We start from the raw sequence: 20696 nt of genomic DNA on the forward strand, positions 1-20696 counted from the left end.
GAACGGCCACGGCGGACAATACGGGTGGATGAGGGCTGCGCATGAGATGCCTTCAGTAAGCCGTGCTTTCGGTGGGCAGGGCGCCATTGGCGAATGCGACCGCCGCACGCACCTGGTCCTTGCGCAGACGCCCGTTGGCGATGCGACGCACCCACCACGGCAACTGCCGGGTCGGTCCTCCGGTCGCCGCCGCCAGCACATACGCCTTGGCGCACTTTTCGAACAACGCGATGTTCAGCGCCAGGCGACGCGCACTGGTCCCCAGGCACAACGGCCGCCGCGCCACCAGCACGGCGTTGTCGATCCCGCTGGCCAGCACGGCCGCCGCGTCGGCCGCGCGTACCGGCGGCGGCATCGGCCCCAGATGCCGCGCCTGTTCGTCGAACACCTGCGGCAAGGCGCCGCCGACGTCGGCCAGGCAGTGGCCGAACGCACCGGCCGACCAGGCCACCGCCCCCACATCGCCACGCTGCGCATAGACCTGCGCATGCAGACGCTGCGCCGCCTCCAGCGCGGCATCCTCGCGCCAATCCAGCAGCAGCGGCGTTGGCGCCGCGGCGCTGCCGATCCACATCTGCGTTGCGCCCGGGCAACGCACCGACAGGGCCGCGTCATCGTCGCCGAGCAAGTGGGTCGCCTGCAGCCGTTCGCGGGTCTGCAGCCAGGTGTCGCGCAGGGCATCGGTGGCGTTCATCGGCTCAGACCAGTGCGAAGACATCGTCGAAACGGTTCAAGGCCTCGTCGATCACCGCATCGGTGTCGGCCATGCTGGTGTAGATGCGGCTGCCGGCCAGGGTGATCAGGCCGTGCGCCGAATACGCCGCGCCCATCTCTTCCATCATGTGCTTGCGCGCCTTGGCGTCGTTGCGCACGCGCCAGAGCTTGTAGAGGTTGCCGGTGTCCAGCAGCAGCACGCCGGAGGTCTGCAAGTGCACGATCGAGCCCATGTTGTAGACCACGTACGGCAATCCGCGGCGCTGGATGATCGCCTCCAGTCCGGCGCGCAGGCGATCGCCCGCGCGGCCGGCGCGGCCGGCGGCATCGTTCTGCTGCGCTTCCAGCAACGCGTAATAGCCGGCCACGCAGGACAGCGGGTTGGCCGACAGCGTGCCGCCGACAAACGCGCGCCGCGCGGTCGTGCCGATGCCACCCACCAAACTCATCATCACCTCGCGGCGGCCACCGATCGCCCCGGCCATCGGGTAGCCGCCGGCCAGGCACTTGCCCAGCACGGTGATGTCCGGTGCAACGCCGAAGTAGCCTTGCGCACCGCCGGGGCCCAGCCGGAAACCGGTGACCACTTCGTCGAAGATCAGCAGCGCACCGAACTCGTCGCACAGCGCGCGCACCTGGCGGTTGTAGTCCGCATGCACCGGGCGGGTTCCGCTCTCCGGCCCCAGCGGTTCGAGCAGCACCGCGGCGGTCCCGCCACGCAGGCGATTGAATTGCAGCTTGCGGCGCAGCGCGTCCAGATCGTTGGGCAGGCATTCCTGGGTCTGCGCGGTCGCCCCACGCGGAATGCCGATCGCTTCCATGCGGCCGGTGCCGGGCAGGCGCAGGCCGTACACCAACTGGTCGCTCCAGCCGTGATACGCACCGCCGATCTTGATGATCCAGCGCTTGCGGGTATACGCGCGCGCCAGGCGCACCGCGCCCATCACCGCCTCGGTTCCCGAACCGAGCAGGCGCACCATCTCCACCGCCGGCATGCTGGCGCAGACCAGCTCGGCCAGTTTGACCTCGTATTCGTGCAGCAGTCCGGTCACCGGTCCGCACTGGTCCAGCACCTCGTTGACGCGTGCGCGCAACGCCGGTGGGTTGGAGCCGAGCAAGGTCGGGCCGCCGGCCTGCAGGAAATCGATGTAGCGGTTGTCGTCGACGTCGGTCAGGTAGGCGCCCTCGGCGCTGCGCATCGCCAGCGAGAACGGGTAGTTGAAGGCCAGGTTGTGCTGCACGCCGCCGGGAATCACCCGCTGCGCGGCGTCGCCCAACTGCTTGGAGCCTTGGCAGCGCTGCTCGAAGTAGCGCATCACCTTGTCCATGCCCTCGCGCCGGATCGGCCGCATCGGCTGTTTGACCAACGCATCGAAGCGGCGATACAGCTGGTCCACATCGGGCCATTGCGAAATCGCGGAAGTCACGCTCATTGTCGGTGCCATCATGTCTGGGAAAGGGAGGACGCGCCGGACGTGTGCCGGTGAGAATCCAGCGCCGTCAGCACCCGCTGCAGGCCCGCAGCGAGGTCGGGCTCGCGCGCGGCACGCGCCTGGATCTGCGTCTGCAGGTGGCTGCGCGCGACCAGCTCCAACGCCTCGACCACGGTGACGGCCGCCTGCAGGTTGGTCCCGCAGCAGACCACGCCGTGATTGCGCAGCAGATAGGCGTTGACGGTGGGCCGCAGCTGCCGGGCCAGCAGGCGGGCCAGCAGGCCGGTGCCCGACGGCATGTAGCCGGCGATCGGAATCCGTGCGCCGAGCAGCCGGCGCAACGCCGGTTGCGTCACCTCCAATGGCGCGCCCAGCAGGGTGCAGGCGCTGGCGACCGGCTGGTGGGTGTGGATGCTGCAGCCCACGTCCGGGCGCCGCCGCATCACCTGCGCATGCAGGCCGGTTTCGACCGACGGCGTACGCGTGCCATCGAGCTGGTGCAGGTCCTTGGTGCGGACGATGCAGATATCCTCGGCCTGCATGCTCAGGTAGTCGATCGCCGAAGGGGTGACCGCGAAACACTCGGCATCGATACGCAAGGCGACATTGCCGCCGGTGCCAGCCAGATAGCCGCGGCGCGACAGTTCGATGCACAGCGCGACCACGCGCTGGCGTTGTTCATGGGCAAACATGCGCAGCGACCTCCTGGGCGGGAACGGACGTGGAGGGATTGAGCCGTCGGTAGATCGGCGCCAACGTGCGCTGCAGGTCCTTGAACACCGCATAGCGGTCGTCGTAGAGCGCGCGCGTGCCCGCATCCGGCTCGTAGACCCGCCGGGGGCGCTGCAGTGCCGCCAGGTCGCCGAAGCCGAGCCGGCCCAGGCCAACCCCGGCGATAAAGGCCGCGCCGACCGCATTGGCCTGGATCGGATTGTGCAATTGCCGGATCGGCCGGCCGCTGACATCGGCAATGATCTGGCACCACAGATCCGACTGGGCGCCGCCGCCGACCGCAGCGATCGTGCCTGGGTCGCAGCCAAGCAGGCGTGCGAACGGCTCCATCATCCAGCGCGTGTTGAACGCCACCCCTTCCATCACCGCGCGGATCATGTCCTCGCGGCTATGCATCAACGAGAGATTGATCAGGCCGGCACGCAGGCTCGGGTCTTCCACCGGCGTGCGTTCGCCGAACAGCCAGGGCATGTAGATCAACCCATTGGACCCTGCGGGCACGCGTGCGGCGATGCGATTGAGCACTTCATAGACGTCCGGGCGCTGCTCGTCGCTGAGCAGCTCGTCGGCATGGAACAGGATGCGGTCGCGCAGAAAGGACAGGTTGGCGCCGGCGGTGGTCTGCAGGGCGATCGCCAGATAGCGCCCTTCCACCGCGCACGGCACCGCGGCGATCGTACTGCGCACGTCGGTCTTCATGCGCGGCACATGCGCGCCCAGCCACGACGAGGTGCCCAGGTACAGGTGCGCGGCGTGATCTTCCACCGCTGCGGCCACCGCCACTGCCGAGGTATCGATCGCGCCGGCCACCACCACGGTCTGCGGCGACAGGCCCAGCGCCTGGGCCACCTGCGGCAGCAGCGGACCTAGCACCGCAGTGGACGGCAGCAGGTCCGGCAACTTGTCGCGCTCCACCCCGACCATGTCCAGCAGGCCTGCGTCGTAGCGAATATGGTGCGGGTCGCGATTGTCGGTGACCCAGGTGGTCAGCATCGAATCGGGGGTGGCGCAGAACCGGCCGGTCAGGCGCAGATTCATGTAGTCGAGCACGTTGAGAAACTTGTGCGTGCGCTCATAGCGCACGGGCTGGTGATCGCGCAGATAGGCGATGTGTCCGGCGCAATCCTTGCCGCTGCGCGCAGGCGCACCGCCGCTCAGGCGCAACCATCGCCACAGGCGCAGCGGATCGTAGCCGCGCACATTGAGCCAGCGCCCCTGCAGACGCCGGGCGATGGCCGCCTGGCCGCGCATGTCCAGCCACAGCATGGCGCGCCCGAGCGCCTGGCCGTTGTGGTCCACGCAGACGGTGCCTTCGCCCTGGGTCGAGCAACACACGGCCACCACGCGTCGGCGCAGCCCCGCATCGCCCTGCACCACGGCCGCGGCGGTGGCGCAGAACGCATCCCACCACGCGTGCGGGTCTTGTTCGGCAGCGACGCCCTGCACGTGCAGTTGCACAGGTTCGAACGCCCAGGCGAGCACCTTGCCGTCCAGCGTCACCAGCGCGCATTTACAGCCGGAGGTTCCCAGGTCCACCGCCAGCACCAGCGGCGCATTGCCGCCGGTGTCGTCTGCGAGCGTTTGCGTGCGCATCAGAACGTGTAGCCGATCGAGAACACCAGCGCATCGCCGTCGGTCTTGCGGATACGCTCGCCATCCTGCACCCAGTACAACTGATGCGCGTTGGTTTTGGTGGTCAGCCAGTCCAGGCTCCAGTCCAGGCCCCAGCGCCGATGGGTGATGCCGATCTGGTAATCGGCGAAGTTGCCTTCGCGAAAGTTGGCCAGTTTCTGGTAGCCGGCATGCAGGCGCAGCGTCGTGGACGGCAGCAGCGAGGGCAGCAACGGCAACTGGCTATTGAGGTCCGCCAACACGGTGCCGCGCGAATCCTCTTCGCCGCGCGCGTAGCACTGCAATGCGGCGGTCGGATCGATCGAGAAGCGCAGGATCTGCCCGCACACGCCGCCGGTATCGGCACCGCGGTAGGTCTTGGACACCACATACAACACGCGCCCTTCGACGATGCCGTAGCCCAGCTCCATCACCGCAAAATCGCTGTTGTAGTTGGTCGTGCGCACGTCGGTCGGCGTGCCGGTTTCCAGGTCGATGCCGTGCGGCGCCATGAAGCGCGCGCCCGGGAATCGCTCGGTGGCCAAGCCGACGCCGGCGTGCCAGCGGTCCGGATCGCCGAAGCGATACCCGCCGGCCAGGGTGACGCCCAGGCCATCGCCATTGACGAACTGCTGCTTGCTGACCCCGGCCACTTCCAGCAAGGCGACCAGCCCGCTGGCATGCACGAACTGGGTGCTCCACTTGGCCGAGGGCCGCATCAACGAATCGGAGATGCCGCGCGTGCGCTGTTCGCTCATCAGCTTGACCTGGTTGTCGAACTGATAGGTGGCCACGCTGCCCTCGCTGGCCGGGTCGGCTTGCTGGGCCTGCGCCGGTAGGCAAGCTGCGCCTTGCAGCAACCCGCACGCGACAACCGCGCCGACATGGATCTTCGCCATCTGGATTCCCCCGGTGGATGTAAGTGAGAACCGTCGCGATCGCGGCGGTCGGTGCTGCGCGCGCATGCCGCGCTGGACGCAGCTAATGGCTGGCGCACACCGGCGCGGATGGCAGGACCTGCACGCGGGTGAACAGCATGTTTTCGCCGAGCACTTCGGCGCCGATGAACGCGCGCAGGGTCAGGCTGTCGCCCTTGCCACGCAGCGTGGCCTTGTAGCGCTTGCCGCTGCGCGGATCGAATGCCCAACCGTCGCGCCAGGTGCCGTTGTCGTCGCGCTCCAGGCGCGCGATCTGCACACCGCAGGTGTCCTTCGGCGTGCCGGCGTCCTTGTCCCACACCACCTCTCCGCACATCGCGCTGGCGGCCTCGGTACACGGTGCAAATGCGATGACGGCGTCCTTGGCCGCAGTCAGCCATAGGCCCTGTACCGGCGAGGACGCTGCCGCCAGCGCAGGCATCAACGGCAGCGCCGCTACGACAACGCACGCCAGGGTGCGCAGCAATCGGGAAACGCAAGCTTCGTACATTGCCGCAACCCCGCGGGCAATCCGCTCATGACAGTAGTGAAAACTACCGTATAGCGATGATTACCTTTTTGCAACAGGCTCAAGCGTGGCGATTGCCTGGACAGCTGCACGCCCTGGCGCAGCAGGCGCTGCGCGGTGTAAGGCGGATTCGGTGCACGCCTGTTTTGACGCGGCGCACCACGGTTGCGGTGGCTAACGGCGTGCAGCGTGCTAGGTGGATGGCCTGCCTCGCGGGCGCTGCAGCCAGCGGTTGGAGGCGCGGGCTCGCGCGCACCGCGCTGCTCGGGAAGGCCCTCAGCGGCGGCGGCGCTGCGGGCGAGGACGCGCAGTGCGGCGCGCGTCATGGCCGCTGTTCTTGCCTGCAACGGCGCGGCCTGTGGCGGCTCGACGACTGACCGAGGCAGTGGCGCAGCGCAGCCGATGCAACGGCTGCACGAGGCGATCGGCGCTGCGGTCAGACACGCACGCGGTCAGGCGTGTGCGTCTCCATCGCGACGCAAGGCGATGCAGCGGCATCGCCGCGATCGTCTGGAGCGTGTCATGGACGTTGAGGTGAGTGCGAGCGTCCTGCGGCGCGTCGAGACAAGGCGTGCGGCTTGCCTTGGCGCCAGCCAAGCCGGCGCCACGCAGCACCCGCTCCGCACCGCTGGCGGCCAACGCATCTCATCTCAAAATGCATCACACGCTCTAGCGCGCGAACTGCAGGCCCAGCGACTTCACGCGCACGCGCGCCAGCATCGCGTGCGAGGTCATGTACAGCATGTGGCCATCGTTGCCGAAGGCGCAGTTGGAGACGGCCTCGCCGGTGGCGATGCGACCCAACCGTTGGCCGGCGGGATCGAAGACGATCACGCCGCCAGGGCCGCTGGCAAACAGCGTGCCGTCGGCGGCCACGGCCATGCCGTCGGGCAGGCCGGGCACATCCTTGGCGATCAGGTCCGACGCATCGGCAAACACCCGCTTGCCGGTGACGGCGCCCTGCGCATCCAGTGCATAAGCCATCCAGATCGGCCGTTGCGGATCGGAGTTGGAGACGTACAAGGTGCGCGCATCCGGCGACAGGGCAATGCCGTTGGGAAAGCTCAGGCCATCGTCCAGCAGATGCACGCTGCCATCGGTGTCCAGGCGATAGACGCCATTGAAGCGCAACTCCTTGACCGGCGATTTATCCAGGTCCTTCAACCCGTACGGCGGGTCGGTGAAGAACACCACGCCATCGCTGCGCCGCACGACATCGTTGGGGCTGTTGAAACGGTGGCCCTCGAAGGTGGTCGCAAGCGGCGTCTTCTTGCGCGTGACCGGATCGAGCCGGGCCAGGATGCGCGTGCCGGAATCGGCCAGCAGCACCGTGCCGTCGGGCTCGGCGTACAGACCATTGGCGCCGGCCTCGCGCAGCGTGGGCAGCTCCGGGCCGGTGTAGCCGGAGGGCGACAGCAAGACCGACAGGCCGGCCTGTTCGGACCAGCGATACAGCGTGTTTTCCGGCACATCCGTGAACAACAGATAGCCTCCGCTGCGCACCCATGCCGGGCCTTCGGACCAGGTGAAGCCTTCGGTGAGCTTCTCGATGCGCGCATCGCTTGCAACCGCCTCACTGAAGCGGCGGTCGAATGTCTGCAGCTGGCCAATGGCCGCAAAACGCGGCGTCGGTGGAGTCTGCTTGGTGCACGCAGCAAGCACCGCCAGCAACGGAACGGCCAACAGCAGATAAGGCGGCAAGCGCATCGGTCAGTCCTGTCTCATGGTCGGGGCATGATGCCATCCTGCGTGTGCAAGCGACTGCCCTAGCGCCGACCAACGCGTCGCGCGCACCCATCTGTGACGTGCACAGCACGCAGGAATGCGGTGTTGGAGCCATGCCGCACGAACATCGGCCGTGCCCGCCTGTTGCCTGGGCGCTGGTCGTCAGCCGCTCTTCGGCCGGCAGGCGCTAGCGTGCAGCGGTCGCGGAGGGCACCGCCAACACCGCATCCAACGCCGGTTTGGGTTGATGATTGCGATCGAACAGCAGCGGATAATTGGTGCGTCCAGGCACCGGGTAATCGTTTTTCCACGACATGTCATCGCTCACGCCCCACACGCTGACGCGCGCAATCTTGTCGCGCTTGCGCCAGAACAACGCGAACAATTCGGCATACCGGTCGCGCAATTGCGCCTGCACGTCGGCAGGCAAACCATCGCGATAGGGGTCGAGAAAACGCTTGAATTCCGGCAGTTGAAACTGCTTGTGCGCCATGCCGGTACCGATGATCTGGCCTTCCTTGGTGAGCGGCAACACATCGATGTCCAGCTCGGTGATCATCACTTTGACGCCAAGCGCAGCGTACGCATCGATCGCGTCTTCGATATCGCGCAGGCTGGGGTAGTTCAGCCCCCAATGGCCCTGCATGCCCACGCCATCGATGCGGACACCGGCCTGCTGCAGCATCTTGACCATGCGCACGATGCCCTCGCGCTTGGCCGGCCGCCATGCATTGAAATCGTTGTAGTAGAGCTGCGCATCCGGTGCATAGCGCTGTGCGAAGGCGAAGGCATTGCGGACCACCGTGTCGCCGTCGCCCACGCGCTGCACCCAGTTGGTCGAACGGTAACTGCCGTCTTCGTCGATGATTTCGTTGACCACATCCCAGGCTTGCACCTTGCCCGTGTAACGCCCGGCCACCGCTGCGATATGCGCGCGCATGCGCTCCAGCTGCTGTGCCGGCGTATTGGGCCGACCATCGGCGGTGGTGAAGAACCACTCCGGTGTCTGGTTGTGCCAGACCAGGGTGTGACCGACCACGAACTGCCGATCGCGCTGTGCGTAAGCCACGAATGCATCGGCCGCGCTGAAATCCTGCACGCCACGACGCGGCGCCACCACTTCGGCCTTCATCACGTTTTCCGCGGTGACCGCATTGAAGTGACAGGCCACCAGCGCAGCAGAGGCTGCGTCCTTGCCGGAGACGATATCGGCATTGACGGCAGTCCCGAGCAAAAACCCTTGCGCATACGCCTGCTTGAGCGAGGTGCCGGGCGTCCCGCATGCGGCGAAGGCCTGCAGTGTGCACACTGCACTCAGGCCGGCGATCAGCAAGCCCAGGGGTTTGGTGAGGTTGGTGAGGTTGGTGAGGTTGGTGAGGTTGGTGAGGTTGGTGAGGTTGGTGCGGTTGATGTGCATGGGCAGGTCCGTTGAGAGGCCGCAGGTTTCGCTTGCACTGGATCGCATCACTGCACCGCCACCTGTGTCTGTGCGGCTTGCAACGTGTCCGATTCCACATGCACGGTGATCGTGCCACGCGCCCCGGCCTTGGCACGCACGATCGCCAGGCACAGCCCGTTGAAGGCATGACGCTGCGAAGAGGCGAATGTTTCCAGATTGGTGGGATCGCCGTTGTCGGTGGCCACCAACTCGCCCGGGCCTTCGATGCGGAAGCGCAGGCGGTCGCCCGCGGTCGGCGCAGGACGTCCGTCGCGATCGAGCAGGCGCACGGTGATGAAACTCAGGTCCTGTCCGTCGCCGCGGATACTGCCTCGATCCGGCGTCAGCTGCATGCGCGCGGCGCGGCCTGCCGTCTGCACGCGCTCGCTGGCCCACGGCTTGCCATCCTTGTACGCCTGCACCCGCAATTCGCCCGGCTGGTACACCACCGCGTCCCAGCGTAGCCGGTACTGCAGTGGCGCCTTGCGCTTGCGCCCCTGCGAGACGCCATTGACGAACAGTTCGGCCTCGTCGCCGGAGGTGAACACATGCACGGGCGTGACCTGTCCCTCGCGCCCTGGCCAGCTCCAATGCGGCAGCAGATGCGCCACCGGCAATTCCGGGCGCCAGCGCGATTGATAGAGCCAGTAACGGTCCTTCGGAAAGCCGGCCAGATCGAAGATGCCCGAGTAGGAACTGCGCGAGCTGTAATACGGGGTGGGCTCGCCCAGGTAATCGAACCCGGTCCAGACGAACTCGCCGGCGACGTACGGGTGTCGATCCAACGCAGCGAACACCTTGTCGGCACTGGAGCCGAAATCCACGGCATGCAGCTCGTACGCGCTGACCTGATGCGCCGCCGAATCGCCGCCACGGCCATCGCGTACCGGCGCGCTGTTGTCCGGAGTAACCGGAAACAGATACACGCCACGACTGCTCAGTGCCGAGGCAGTCTCGCTGCTGACGATGGCCTTGTGCGGAAACCGTGCATGAAACGCCGGGTATTGCGGCGGCTTACGGATGCGCTGCGTACCCTCGAACTCGGCTGCATCGCGGATGCCTTCCCCCTGGTAATTGAGGCTGACGACATCCAGCGTAGCGGACAGCGGCATCTCGGGCGAGGCGTAGTTCATCGCCACCGCGGCCGGGCGCGTCGGGTCTTCTGCATGCACGATGGCGCGCAGCGTGCGCGCAATCGCCGCGCCCTGTTCGCCGGTGTATTGCTCGCCAACCTCGTTGCCCACGCTCCATAGCATCACCGAAGGATGATTGCGGTCGCGGCGCAGCATCGCGCGCAGATCGGCGGCATGCCACTGCGGAAACACCAGATGGAAATCCAGCGGGGTCTTCTTCATCTCCCAACTGTCGAACACCTCATCCACCACCAGCAGGCCCATGCGGTCGGTCAGCTCGAGCAACTCGGGCGCAGGCGGGTTATGGCTCATGCGAATGGCATTGGCGCCCATCTGCTGCAGCAATTGCAACTGCCGCTCGGCGGCGCGTCTGTTGAACGCCGCACCGAGCGCGCCCAGGTCGTGATGATTGTTCACCCCGCGGATCGGCACGTGCTCGCCATTGACCAGTAGGCCCTTGTCGGCGTCGAACACGATGCTGCGAATGCCGAAGCGGGTTTCGTAGCGGTCCACCACGTGCCCCTGCTGGCCAACCTCGGTGATGGCCACATAGCGATGCGGTTGCTGCGTGGGTGGAGGCCCCCACAGGCGCGGGGCGTCGATCCGGGTACTGCCTTGCACGTGCGCGGTGCCGCCGGCAGGGACCGCGATGGGCTGCGCTGGAATGCGCGCGACCGCCTCGCCGCTGGGCCGGTCGCTTGCATCGTCGAGCAGATAGATCGCTGTGCTCACCTGCGCCTGGGTGGCGCTGCGGGCGGCGTTGTCCAGCGTGACGGTCAGCTGCACCTGCGCCGCATCGGCCGAAACGTGCGGCGTGGTCAGCTGCGTGCCCCAATGCGCGATATGCAACGGCGCCGTTTTGGTCAGCCACACGTTGCGATACAGCCCGCCGCCCGGATACCAACGCGCCGATTCGGGCGGGTTGTCCAGGCGAATGACCAGTTGATTGCGCTTGCCTGCAACCACATACGGCGTCAGATCCACGCGCCAGGAGCTGTACCCGTAAGGCCATCCGCCGACAAGGGTGCCGTTGAGCCAGACCGTGGCGTAAGACATCGCACCATCGAGATCCAGAAACAACGCGCGGCCGCGATCGCTGGCTGGGATGTCCAGGCTCTTGCGATACCAGCCAATGCCCCAGCTCGGCAACCGGCCCATGCCACCGTAAGGCCCATTTGCCAGGAACGGCCCGGCAATGGCCCAGTCATGTGGCAGGTCCACGGTTTCCCATGCGCTGTCGTCGAAGTGCGGCTGCACATAAGCCACCGTGCTGCCCGGGTTGCCTGGGGGGCGCGTGTGCCGCTGGGCCGGGTCTGCGATCAAGCCGTTGGCGGTGGGCAGGATCCACGGCTTGAGCACGCGCACGGCGGACGCATCGGTGAGCTGCGCTTGCTCCGGTTGCGCATCGGCCACCTTGCCGTCATCGCTGCGCACCACCTGCGGGCGCACATCGTAGTCCAGGATTTCCTGGTTTGCGGGTGGGTCGCCACGATGAAAGCGCCACTGCGCATTGAGCGAAATACGTTCGCGCGAGGCGTCGCTGGCCGGGTGCGGTGCTGCCATGATAGGCAATGCGCTGCAGAGCCAGACAACCCCTGTGCAGGCACGTACTGCGCAAGCTGCGAGCAGCTGTCGTGTGACGTTGTGCTTGGCGTGTGTACGCATCAGTTCACCGACCCTTCCGCTGCGCAGGATGCAGCGACGACGCGTGCGGACGCGTCGGCACCACCGCCCTCCGTTTGCGCCACCTCACAGCTTGTACGCTTGCTTGGGTAGGCGGTAGGCCAGGTCGATCGCCACCTCGGTGGCCTCGTCCTCTTCTAACCGGTGCTCGGCAACGAGTTTGGCCAGGAAGGCGCTATCCACGCGCCGCGCCACATCGTGTCGCGCCGGAATGGACAGGAATGCGCGGGTATCGTCGTTGAAGCCCACGGTGTTGTAGAAGCCGGCGCTGGCCAGGGTCTGCTCGCGAAAGCGCCACATGCCTTCCGGCGCATCATGGAACCACCACGCCGGGCCGAGCAGCAGGGAGGGGTAATGCCCGGCCAATGGCGCCAGCTCGCGGCTGTAGCTGGTCTCGTCCAGGGTGAACACGATCAGGCGCAGGCGCGGGTCGTTGCCATGCCGATCCAGCAACGGCTTCAACGCATGCACGTAGTCGGTGCGCATCGGAATATCGGCGCCCTTGTCGCGTCCGTACTGCTCGAACAGTTGCCGATTGTGATTGCGGAAGCAGCCCGGATGCAGCTGCATCACCAGGCCGTCGTCCAGGCTCATCGCCGCCAATTCGGTCAGCACCTGCGCGCGAAACAATTCGGCCTGCTCCGACGTGGCCGCACCGCGCACCACCGTATCGAACAGGCGCTGCGCTTCGGCCGGCGACAGATCGGCGGTCGCGGCGCTGGGGTGCCCGTGATCGGTCGAGGTGGCGCCGTGCGCGGCAAAGAACGCACGCCGTTGCCGATGCGCGCGCAAGTAGCCATCCCAGGTCAGCACGTCCTCACCGGTGAGCGCGCCGAACTGCTGCAGCGCGCCGGCGAACTGCTCGTGCTCCGGGTCCACGACCGGGTCGGGGCGATACGCCGTCACCACCCGTCCCTGCCAGCCGCTGGCGGCAATGGCCGCATGATGCTGCAGCCGATCCAGCGGCGATTCGGTGGTGGCGATCACCTCGATATTGAAGCGCTCGAACAACGCGCGCGGCAGGAATGCTGGCGTTTGCAGCGCGGCGGTGATGTGGTCGTAATAGTGATCGGCGGTACCGGCGTCGAGACGAATACGTAGATCGAAAACGTCATGGAACACATGATTGAGCCACAGCGCCGACGGCGTGCCGCGCAACAACGTGTAGTGCTCGGCAAACACGCGCCACGCCGCACGCGGGTCGACTGTTGCGCGGGTTCCATCTGCGCGTGGGATGCCCAGGGCATCGAGGTCGATGCCCTGGCTGTACAACATGCGGAACACATAGTGATCCGGCACCAACAACAGTTCGGTGGCGTTGGCGAACGGCGCATTGGTGGCGAACCAGGCCGGGTCGGTGTGGCCATGTGGGCTGATGATGGGCAGCGTTGCGACCTGCGCGTACAGGCGGCGGGCGATCGCGCGCGTGCCGGGATCGGCCGGCAGCAAACGATCGGGATGCAAGGACAACACGGAAGAACGCATGATCGATATCAGCCCTATGGACAATAAATGGGAACCCTGGTCAGGACTTGCTGGCGACGTAGCTGCGTAGCCAGGTCAATGCCGGGCGTTCGCTGCCGTCGTAATTGATCAGATAAACACCTTCATTTTCGCGCCACAGACCGTGACGGAAACCCCAAAGGTTCACGCCACGCACGGCCGGGTGCTCCCAGAACATCGGGAAGAAGCGCTGCCAGGCTGCCAACTGCTGAGCGTCGGTACGCCCATCCAGGTCGAACTCGGTGATGTAGATCGGCAGGCCGGTGGATGCCAACAGGTCGAGGTTGGCACGCTGCACCGAAACTGAAGGACCGTTGCTCGAGAGGTGCCCCTGGATACCGATCGCATCGATCAGGTGTTCTTGCTGCAGCAGCTGGATGGTGTGCAGATACTGCCTGGCTTGGTCGTTGTACTCGGTGACGTTGTAGTCGTTGATCATCAGCTTGGTATGGGGGAAATACGTGCGTGCCAGGCGGAATGCCTCAAGCACCCAGTCCACGCCGGTCGCCCCGGTGCCGCCCAGTGCCTGCAGATAATTACCCGTATCGCTGCGGCGATTGTCCGGTTGGTTGTGACCCGGCAGCGTCTCGTTGGCCACCTGCATCAGGTCGATGTCGGGGTAGCGCTGCGCAATCGCCGCAAACCAGTGCTCGATCGCAGCAAGCTGCTCGTTTGGCGGCAGGTTGCGTACCCATGTCGGCTGCTGGGCCCCCCAGAGTCCGACATGGAACTGGAACTGCATATGGTTGCGCTTGGCCAGCTGGTAAGCCTCGTCGAGCGGGCCCCAGTTCATCTGGCCGCGCACGGCTTCGACGCTGCCCCATTTGCCCGCATTTTCGGAAACGTCGGCGTTCCAGTAGTTGGTGAAGCCCTGCGCTTGCCGTGGGCTGTAGGCGCTGCCCAGGACGCGTTGCTTGCCGGCAGCGATAGGCCCGGCGACAGCGGACGCACAAGCGCCCAGCAACAACGCAAGCGTGAGCGGATAACGGAGTTTCATCATGTTGGCATCCTCGATGAGTGAGCGAAGCAGTCACGGAAAGGACAGGTGCGCTGACGTGCGTCCGATCGACGCCAAAGTGCAGACACCTGGAACGGCGTCTAGGCCGGTTGCTCCACTCGCGCCGGCTGCCGCCGTGGCACCAGGCGGTGCACCACCGCCAGCGCCAGAATGTAGGCCGCACCCACTATCAAAAAGACCGGCACGCAGCTGCCGATGGCCTGCAAAACGAAACCAATGAACGGTGCGATCACCATGTCGCTCGCCGCAGCGGCGACGCCGCCGAAGCCGGCGACTGTTGCAACTGCATGACACGCAAGCAGGTCAGAAAGCAGCGTAAAAAGATACGCCAACCAGCCGTGTTGTGCGGCAGTGGCCAGCCCGATCAGCGCGACTGCCCGCCGCACGATGCATGCAGCCAGCACGATGACATGAAGCCTGCGGCATAGGGTCAGGACACCACGTAAGTGTCTGCGAGCGCGGTGAGCATCAGCAATTGTCATGGCGCAGGTGTACCGGGATGGGCAGCAACGTAATCGCGCAGCCACGTGAGCGCAGGACGTTCGGTGCCGTCGGCGCGGATCAGGTACGCAGCTTCCTTGTCGCGCCACAAACCGGGCCGAAAGCCCCACAAGGTGATGCCATGCACTGCCGGGTGTTCCCAGAACACCGGAAACACCCGCTTGTAGTCGGCCAGCTGCTGCGCATCGGTCGGGCCGTCCAGATCGAACTCGGTGATGTAGATCGGCAGGCCGGTGGCGGCCAACGCATCCAGATTGTCGCGGTGCACCGACACCGCAACCTCCGGCGTGGTCTCGAAGGCGTGCTCCTGCACGCCGATGGCATCGACCAGGTTCTCACGCTGCAGCAGCCGCACGATCTGCAAATACTTCTGCGTGGCCTGCGCGCTACTGGTGATGCTGTAGTCGTTGATCATCAACTTGGTGTGCGGAAAATGCCGGCGCGCAAGCCGAAACGATTGCAACACCCATTCCCAGCCGCTGTCGCCGTTGCCCCCCAACGCCTGCAGATAATTGCCGCCGCCGGTATCGGCCTTGCTAGGCGGGTCGTTGAGTGGCTCGTTCACCACCTCCAGCAGTGCGATATCCGGGTAGCGCTGCGCAACGGCGGCAAACCACTGCTCGATCTCGCGGCGCTGTTCGGCCGGCCGCAAGGTCTTGATCCATTCCGGCTGCTGGTTGCCCCATACCATGACATGCATCTGGAACGGCATCTGATTGGCCTGGGCGAACCGGTATGCGGCATCCAGCGTGCTCCAATCCATCTGGTCGCGCACGGCCTCCACGCTGCCCCATTTGCCGCCGTTTTCCGGGGTGAGCTTGTTCCAGTACTGCGCAAACCCCGGCGCCTGCTGCGCGCCGTACGCACTTCCGAGGAACTTGGACGCTGTCGCTGCCAGTGGTGCCGCGTGTACAGGCGCAGCCATGCCGGCCGCCATCGACAACCCCAGTATTACTGCGCGCATGTGCATAAGCTCACCTCAGGACGATGTCGGCGCTGGATCGGCAGGCAATTGCGCCGGCTCCAGCCGCGGCACCAGAGTGTGCACGAGCGCCAATGCCAGCAGGTAGGCAGAGCCTGCCATCAGAAACACCGGCACATAGCTGCCGGTGGCTTGCAACAGGAAGCCGATGAAGGTGGCGATCAACATGCCGCCCACCGCACCGGCAAAGCCGCCGATACCCACCACCGTGGCGACCGCGTGGCGCGGAAACATGTCCGAAGGCAGCGTAAACAGATTCGCCGACCAGCCCTGATGTGCGGCGGTGGCCAGCCCGATCAGCGCGACCGCCAGCCACAGGTTGTCGGCGCGTGCGGCAAATACGATGGGCACCACCGAAATCGCGCAGATCAACATCGCGGTCTTGCGTGCGCGATTGACGCTCCAGCCACGCGCGATGAAACGCCCGGCCACCCAACCGCCGGCAATGCTGCCGATGTCGGCCAGCACGAAGATCACGATCAGGGGCACGCCCAATTGCAGCAGGCTCAAGTCGTATTCGGCGTGCAGGAACTTCGGCAGCCAGAACAGGAAGAACCACCAGATCGGGTCGGTGATGAACTTGCCCAGCACAAACGCCCAGGCTTGCCGATGTCGCAGCACCTGTAACCACGACAGCCGGCGTTGCACCGGCTCATGCGCATCGCTGCGGATATACGCCAGTTCCGCGGCAGACAAACGGGGTTGTTGCTCGGGCGGGTGATAGCTGAACCACCACACCGCCAACCAGGTTGCACTGAGCACGCCGGTGAACAGGAATGCCGCCTGCCAGCCCCAGGCTGTGGCAATCAACGGCACCAGCAACGGGGCGACAATGGCCCCGATATTGGAGCCGGAATTGAAGATGCCGGTGGCCAGCGCACGCTCACGGCGCGGGAACCATTCGGCCACCGTCTTGAGCGCTGCAGGAAAATTGCCCGATTCGCCAAGGCCCAGGAAAAACCGCGCAATCGCAAACCCCACCACGCTGGTGGCCAGGGCATGCCCCATCGCCGCCAGGCTCCAGAGGCCGATCGCCAGCGCATAGCCGAGCCGCGTGCCGAAGCGGTCGATCACCGCACCGCTGCACAGCAGACCCAGCGCATACGCCGCCTGGAATGCGGTGACGATATAGCCGTACTGAATTTCGTTCCAACCGATCTGCGTCTGCAGGAACGGCGCCAGCACGCCCAGTACCTGGCGGTCCACATAGTTGATGGTGGTGGCGGCCAGCAGCAAGGCGCAAACCCGCCAGCGCACCCGGCCGAGCGTTGCCGATGCAGCCTCCGGCGCTGCGGTGGGCACGTTGCTCATGCGCGCGGCCTGTGCAACCGCGCCAGCGGCCTGGCTGATGTGGTGCATGCATGCATCCATCAGGTGCCGGCCGGACCCATCGCTGCCGTGTTCTTCGGTTCGATTCATCGACCACTGCACCTGCACGAAGGTGGCCTTGCGCCACGGATGATAGCGCTACCATTACCACGGCATCGCGATAAATCCATCGCGCAGTGCAGCACTGCGCCACCGTACGCAAGCGAGTCTGGCACGATGGCGTGGGTTGGCTGGCGGCCGGCCGGCGCGCCACGCATCTATGTTGCCCTGCAGCGTGATGTTCCGAATTTGTTAGCGCTAACATCCCGAGCACTGATCGTCCGTCTCCCCCATCGCACCATCGTCGCGCCGCGCAACGGCAGCGGCACTCCCTGCGCAGGGCGATGCGTGGGACATCTGCTACCTGTTAGGGAAGGGATTACGGTGAAGAACAGCTACGCACGAACCGCGTTGTCCTGCGCGTTGGGATCCATCCTGCTGGGTATGTCCAGCACCGCCGCCTGGGCACAGTCCGCCGATGCCCAGGGCACGGCGCAAACCCCGCCAACCACTGCCGGCAATAACGATGCGGTGACCCAGCTGGACACTGTCACCGTCTCCGGCTACCGACGTAGCATCCAGTTCTCCACCGACGCCAAGCGCGATTCGGTCGGCTTTGCCGACACGGTGTTTGCCGAAGATATCGGCAAGTTTCCGGACATGAATATCGCCGAGTCGCTCAACCGTATTCCCGGCGTGCAGCTGGCGCGCGACGTCAATGGCGAAGGTCTCAATATCGCCATCCGCGGCCTGGGCACCAGCTTCACCAAGACCACGCTCAACGGCGCCAGCATTGCCACTGCCTCGATCGGCCTGAATGCGCAGAACCAGAACCGCGAAGTCGATCTGAATCTGTTCCCCACCGAATTCTTCACCCAGCTCACGGTGAGCAAGACACCCACCGCAAGCATGCTCGAAGGCGGCGTTTCCGGAGTGGTGGACATGCGCAGCGCGCGTCCGTTCGATCGCCCCGGCGTGCACTTCACCTATCAGGCGCAGGCCGACTGGAACAGCACCAGCGAAAAAACCACCCCACGCGGCGCCTTCATGGGCAGCTGGACCAATGAAGCAGGCACCTTCGGCGCCTTGTTTGGGGTGGCTTCGGTACGCAGCAAACTTGGCGTGCGCGGTTTCGAGAGCGTGGGCTGGACCAACCCCGGCCTCACCTACACACAATGCGGTCTCGCGCCGCCGGCAGGCACGCCAGCCACCAACCAACCGGCGGCGTGCAACGTCAATGGCGGCGGCAACTGGCGCATTCCCGACACGGTGCCCGCCACTGCCGGCAGCGGCCTCACCACCGGCGAAACCATCGACGCCGCCTGGCTGCTGGCGCGCAACCCGGGCCTGAGCATCGACCAGATCAGCGACGCGCTGATTCCGCGTCTGGGCCGCAGCGTCTACATGAGTGGCGATCGCGACCGCGATGCGTCGGTGATGTCGCTGGAATGGCGCCCGTCCGACAACATGCATTTTTATCTGGACACGCTGTACTCCGAAGCCGAGCGCACCACCGAGCGCATCAGCATGAATCTGATCGGCCGCAACGGCAACATGATCCCGCTCGGCATGCAGGTGGATCAGAACAACGTGGTGACCAGCGCCACCTTCGCCAATGCGCAATATTTTTTGGAAGCGCGCCCGTACCATGAGAACGTCAAGTTCTGGAGCGTCAATCCTGGTGCGGAACTGCTGTTTGGCGCCGAGCAGGACATCAAGCTCAATGTGCAGGCCAATGCCACCCGTAGCTGGCTCGCGCGCGAATCGCCCAGCATCCTGGTCACCTCGCCGTTCACCACCGTGGACTACCGCAACGAAGGCGGCGACCGCCCCAGCATCACCAGCCCGCTCGATCTCAACGACCCCAATCTGGGCTGGGGCTGGACGGGCGGCCGGGTCAATATCCAGAACGAAAAGCGCCAGACCGAAACGCGTGGCGCGCGCGCCGATCTGCAGTTCGGCGAGGACAAGCGCAACGTCAAGATCGGCGCGTCCTACGACATGGCCGAGCGCACCATCCGCGGTTTCGACAACAGTACCGCCTGGGAACAGGTGGTGTGCCGCGGCAACGGCGGCAACGTGTGCAATGGCGGCGCCGGCTCGGCAATCCCGAACTCGGCCCTGGCCAGTTATCTGAAACCCGGCCCAGACGGCTTCATCACTGCCGACTTCTCCCGCTTCCTGGCCGACACCAACTACTACGCGCTGCGCGATGCCGCACCGGAGAGCAACTCGGCCAACACCGGCGCTTCGACCGGCGGCATCCGCGAGAAAAATCTGGGCTTCTACATCGAGACCAATGCGGAAGCCGATGTCTGGAACCGCACCATGCGCTTCAATGCCGGCGTGCGCTATGTGACCACCGACCAGACCATTACCGGCCCGGTCACCATCAATGGCGTGCGCAGCGTACAGGTGCTGGATTCGGATTACACCGAAACCCTGCCCTCGTTCAACGTGGCGTGGGACGTGGCCGACAAGGTGGTCGTGCGCCTGTCCAGCTCGCGCACGCTGACCCGCCCCGATCCCAGCGCGATGCTGCCCAACACCAACTTCAGCGACCCTTCCGCGCAGACCGCCACGCAGGGCAATCCGAACCTCAAGCCGTATCTATCGACCAATGTGGACTTCGGCGGCGAGTGGTACACCGGCGGCGAAGGCTATGTGGGCCTGACCCTGTTCAACAAGCGCATCACCGGCTTCACCGTCAACGGCATACGCCGCATCCCGTTCAACGACCTGGGCGTGAACTACGACACGCTGTTGCCGATCCAGCAGGCCGGCCTGGCCCAGCGCGGCGGCCCCAATGCGGCCACCGTGGATGTGCAGACGCAGGTCAATGCCGATGGTGTGCTCAATATCCGCGGCACCGAGGCCATCTGGGTCCAGCCGCTGGACAGGCTGTTCGATGGCCTGGGCTTCAGCCTCAACTACACCCACGTCAACCAGCAGTCCGAAGGCGAAGGCGTGCCGGCGGTGGCCGTCGGTGTCGCGCCCAACCTCTGGAACGGCACCGTCTACTGGGAAAAGGATGCAGCCTCGATCCGCCTGTCCTACACCTGGAACGACGACATGGTGATCTCCGGCGCCAACCAGAACGGCATTCCGTATGCGCGCCTCAACGCCGACGCGCGCGGACAGCTCGATATGTCGGCGAGCTACGCACTGGATTGGCTGCCGTCCAAGCCGCAGATCACGCTCAACGTCACCAATATCACCAACGAACCGTTGCGCACGACCTTCGCCTGGCCCAACGCCACCTACGACCTGTATGAGCCCGGGCGCACCGTCATGCTCGGCATCCGCGGTACCTTTTGAGTGTTGTCGTCATCGGTCGCCGTTCCTCCCAGCGGCGACCGGTGGCGCAATGCGCGCCGCGGCGTTTTCCGCAGCATTCTTCGAGTCCGCC

15 protein-coding genes and 1 pseudogene are annotated in these 20696 nt (G+C 65.6%); 2 read left to right on the forward strand and 14 right to left on the reverse strand.

Translation table 11 applies throughout. The features are described 5' to 3' along the window. Positions 1–52: 52 nt before the first annotated feature. The 6 genes from EO156_RS06060 to EO156_RS06085 form a co-directional block, all read right to left on the reverse strand. Complete coding sequence (locus EO156_RS06060) at positions 53–694, reverse strand: hypothetical protein (RefSeq protein ID WP_029829688.1); 642 nt, start codon at positions 692–694, stop codon at positions 53–55. Between the two features lie 4 nt (positions 695–698). Then, positions 699–2147 carry an aminotransferase class III-fold pyridoxal phosphate-dependent enzyme gene (locus EO156_RS06065; protein WP_005916155.1) on the reverse strand — a complete coding sequence of 483 codons (1449 nt, stop codon included), beginning with the start codon at positions 2145–2147 and terminating at the stop codon, positions 699–701. An 11-nt stretch (positions 2148–2158) separates the two neighbouring features. Beyond that, positions 2159–2839 carry a class II aldolase/adducin family protein gene (locus EO156_RS06070; RefSeq protein ID WP_003485022.1) on the reverse strand — a complete coding sequence of 227 codons (681 nt, stop codon included), beginning with the start codon at positions 2837–2839 and terminating at the stop codon, positions 2159–2161. Beyond that, positions 2826–4472 carry an FGGY-family carbohydrate kinase gene (locus tag EO156_RS06075; RefSeq protein ID WP_015463776.1) on the reverse strand — a complete coding sequence of 549 codons (1647 nt, stop codon included), beginning with the start codon at positions 4470–4472 and terminating at the stop codon, positions 2826–2828. Before EO156_RS06075 ends, EO156_RS06070 begins: the two co-directional genes overlap by 14 nt. Continuing rightward, positions 4472–5389, reverse strand: coding sequence for a TorF family putative porin (locus EO156_RS06080; protein WP_016849746.1), 918 nt, complete (start codon positions 5387–5389; stop codon positions 4472–4474). The genes EO156_RS06075 and EO156_RS06080 overlap by 1 nt, the downstream gene beginning before the upstream one ends. 82 nt (positions 5390–5471) lie before the next feature. Then, positions 5472–5918: a DUF2147 domain-containing protein gene (locus EO156_RS06085; protein ID WP_016849747.1), complete on the reverse strand. Its 447-nt coding sequence runs from the start codon at positions 5916–5918 to the stop codon at positions 5472–5474. Between the two features lie 56 nt (positions 5919–5974). Between EO156_RS06085 and EO156_RS06090 the strand changes: the two genes are divergently transcribed. Next, complete coding sequence (locus EO156_RS06090) at positions 5975–6313, forward strand: hypothetical protein (RefSeq protein ID WP_029829690.1); 339 nt, start codon at positions 5975–5977, stop codon at positions 6311–6313. A 292-nt stretch (positions 6314–6605) separates the two neighbouring features. Here EO156_RS06090 and EO156_RS06095 read toward each other — a convergent pair whose 3' ends face one another. The 8 genes and pseudogenes from EO156_RS06095 to EO156_RS06135 form a co-directional block, all read right to left on the reverse strand. Continuing rightward, complete coding sequence (locus EO156_RS06095; protein WP_016849332.1) at positions 6606–7643, reverse strand: SMP-30/gluconolactonase/LRE family protein; 1038 nt, start codon at positions 7641–7643, stop codon at positions 6606–6608. Between the two features lie 205 nt (positions 7644–7848). Continuing rightward, complete coding sequence (locus tag EO156_RS06100; protein ID WP_230578032.1) at positions 7849–9078, reverse strand: endo-1,4-beta-xylanase; 1230 nt, start codon at positions 9076–9078, stop codon at positions 7849–7851. 47 nt (positions 9079–9125) lie between these two features. Beyond that, complete coding sequence (galB, locus tag EO156_RS06110) at positions 9126–11795, reverse strand: beta-galactosidase GalB (RefSeq protein WP_050595579.1); 2670 nt, start codon at positions 11793–11795, stop codon at positions 9126–9128. Between the two features lie 186 nt (positions 11796–11981). Next, entirely contained in the window at positions 11982–13400 is a 1419-nt protein-coding gene (gene uxaC, locus EO156_RS06115) for a glucuronate isomerase (RefSeq protein ID WP_016849329.1), read from the reverse strand. Between the two features lie 40 nt (positions 13401–13440). Continuing rightward, positions 13441–14418: an endo-1,4-beta-xylanase gene (locus EO156_RS06120; protein WP_033483132.1), complete on the reverse strand. Its 978-nt coding sequence runs from the start codon at positions 14416–14418 to the stop codon at positions 13441–13443. Positions 14419–14516: 98 nt separating this feature from the next. Beyond that, positions 14517–14813 (reverse strand): annotated as a pseudogene (locus tag EO156_RS06125) (hypothetical protein); the annotation flags it as partial. Between the two features lie 101 nt (positions 14814–14914). Next, on the reverse strand, positions 14915–15907 hold the full coding sequence (locus EO156_RS06130) for an endo-1,4-beta-xylanase (protein ID WP_033483130.1): 993 nt from the start codon (positions 15905–15907) through the stop codon (positions 14915–14917). A 9-nt stretch (positions 15908–15916) separates the two neighbouring features. Further along, the gene (locus EO156_RS06135) at positions 15917–17230 is read right to left on the reverse strand and encodes an MFS transporter (RefSeq protein ID WP_126936740.1); all 1314 of its coding nucleotides are present in this window, start codon (positions 17228–17230) and stop codon (positions 15917–15919) included. A gap of 441 nt (positions 17231–17671) precedes the next feature. Between EO156_RS06135 and EO156_RS06140 the strand changes: the two genes are divergently transcribed. Beyond that, positions 17672–20605 carry a TonB-dependent receptor gene (locus EO156_RS06140; protein ID WP_016851394.1) on the forward strand — a complete coding sequence of 978 codons (2934 nt, stop codon included), beginning with the start codon at positions 17672–17674 and terminating at the stop codon, positions 20603–20605. The last annotated feature ends 91 nt before the right edge of the window (positions 20606–20696 follow it).

Source organism: Xanthomonas sp. DAR33341 (assembly GCF_003992815.1).
Taxonomy (GTDB): domain Bacteria; phylum Pseudomonadota; class Gammaproteobacteria; order Xanthomonadales; family Xanthomonadaceae; genus Xanthomonas; species Xanthomonas cissicola.

Bases quoted from the DNA above. Each gene is read 5' to 3' on its own strand.
- EO156_RS06060 (WP_029829688.1), bottom strand. From the start codon at position 694: ATGAACGCCACCGATGCCCTGCGCGACACCTGGCTGCAGACCCGCGAA.
- EO156_RS06065 (WP_005916155.1), bottom strand. From the start codon at position 2,147: ATGAGCGTGACTTCCGCGATTTCGCAATGGCCCGATGTGGACCAGCTG.
- EO156_RS06070 (WP_003485022.1), bottom strand. From the start codon at position 2,839: ATGTTTGCCCATGAACAACGCCAGCGCGTGGTCGCGCTGTGCATCGAA.
- EO156_RS06075 (WP_015463776.1), bottom strand. From the start codon at position 4,472: ATGCGCACGCAAACGCTCGCAGACGACACCGGCGGCAATGCGCCGCTG.
- EO156_RS06080 (WP_016849746.1), bottom strand. From the start codon at position 5,389: ATGGCGAAGATCCATGTCGGCGCGGTTGTCGCGTGCGGGTTGCTGCAA.
- EO156_RS06085 (WP_016849747.1), bottom strand. From the start codon at position 5,918: ATGTACGAAGCTTGCGTTTCCCGATTGCTGCGCACCCTGGCGTGCGTT.
- EO156_RS06090 (WP_029829690.1), top strand. From the start codon at position 5,975: ATGATTACCTTTTTGCAACAGGCTCAAGCGTGGCGATTGCCTGGACAG.
- EO156_RS06095 (WP_016849332.1), bottom strand. From the start codon at position 7,643: ATGCGCTTGCCGCCTTATCTGCTGTTGGCCGTTCCGTTGCTGGCGGTG.
- EO156_RS06100 (WP_230578032.1), bottom strand. From the start codon at position 9,078: ATGCACATCAACCGCACCAACCTCACCAACCTCACCAACCTCACCAAC.
- galB (WP_050595579.1), bottom strand. From the start codon at position 11,795: ATGGCAGCACCGCACCCGGCCAGCGACGCCTCGCGCGAACGTATTTCG.
- uxaC (WP_016849329.1), bottom strand. From the start codon at position 13,400: ATGCGTTCTTCCGTGTTGTCCTTGCATCCCGATCGTTTGCTGCCGGCC.
- EO156_RS06120 (WP_033483132.1), bottom strand. From the start codon at position 14,418: ATGATGAAACTCCGTTATCCGCTCACGCTTGCGTTGTTGCTGGGCGCT.
- EO156_RS06130 (WP_033483130.1), bottom strand. From the start codon at position 15,907: ATGCACATGCGCGCAGTAATACTGGGGTTGTCGATGGCGGCCGGCATG.
- EO156_RS06135 (WP_126936740.1), bottom strand. From the start codon at position 17,230: ATGAGCAACGTGCCCACCGCAGCGCCGGAGGCTGCATCGGCAACGCTC.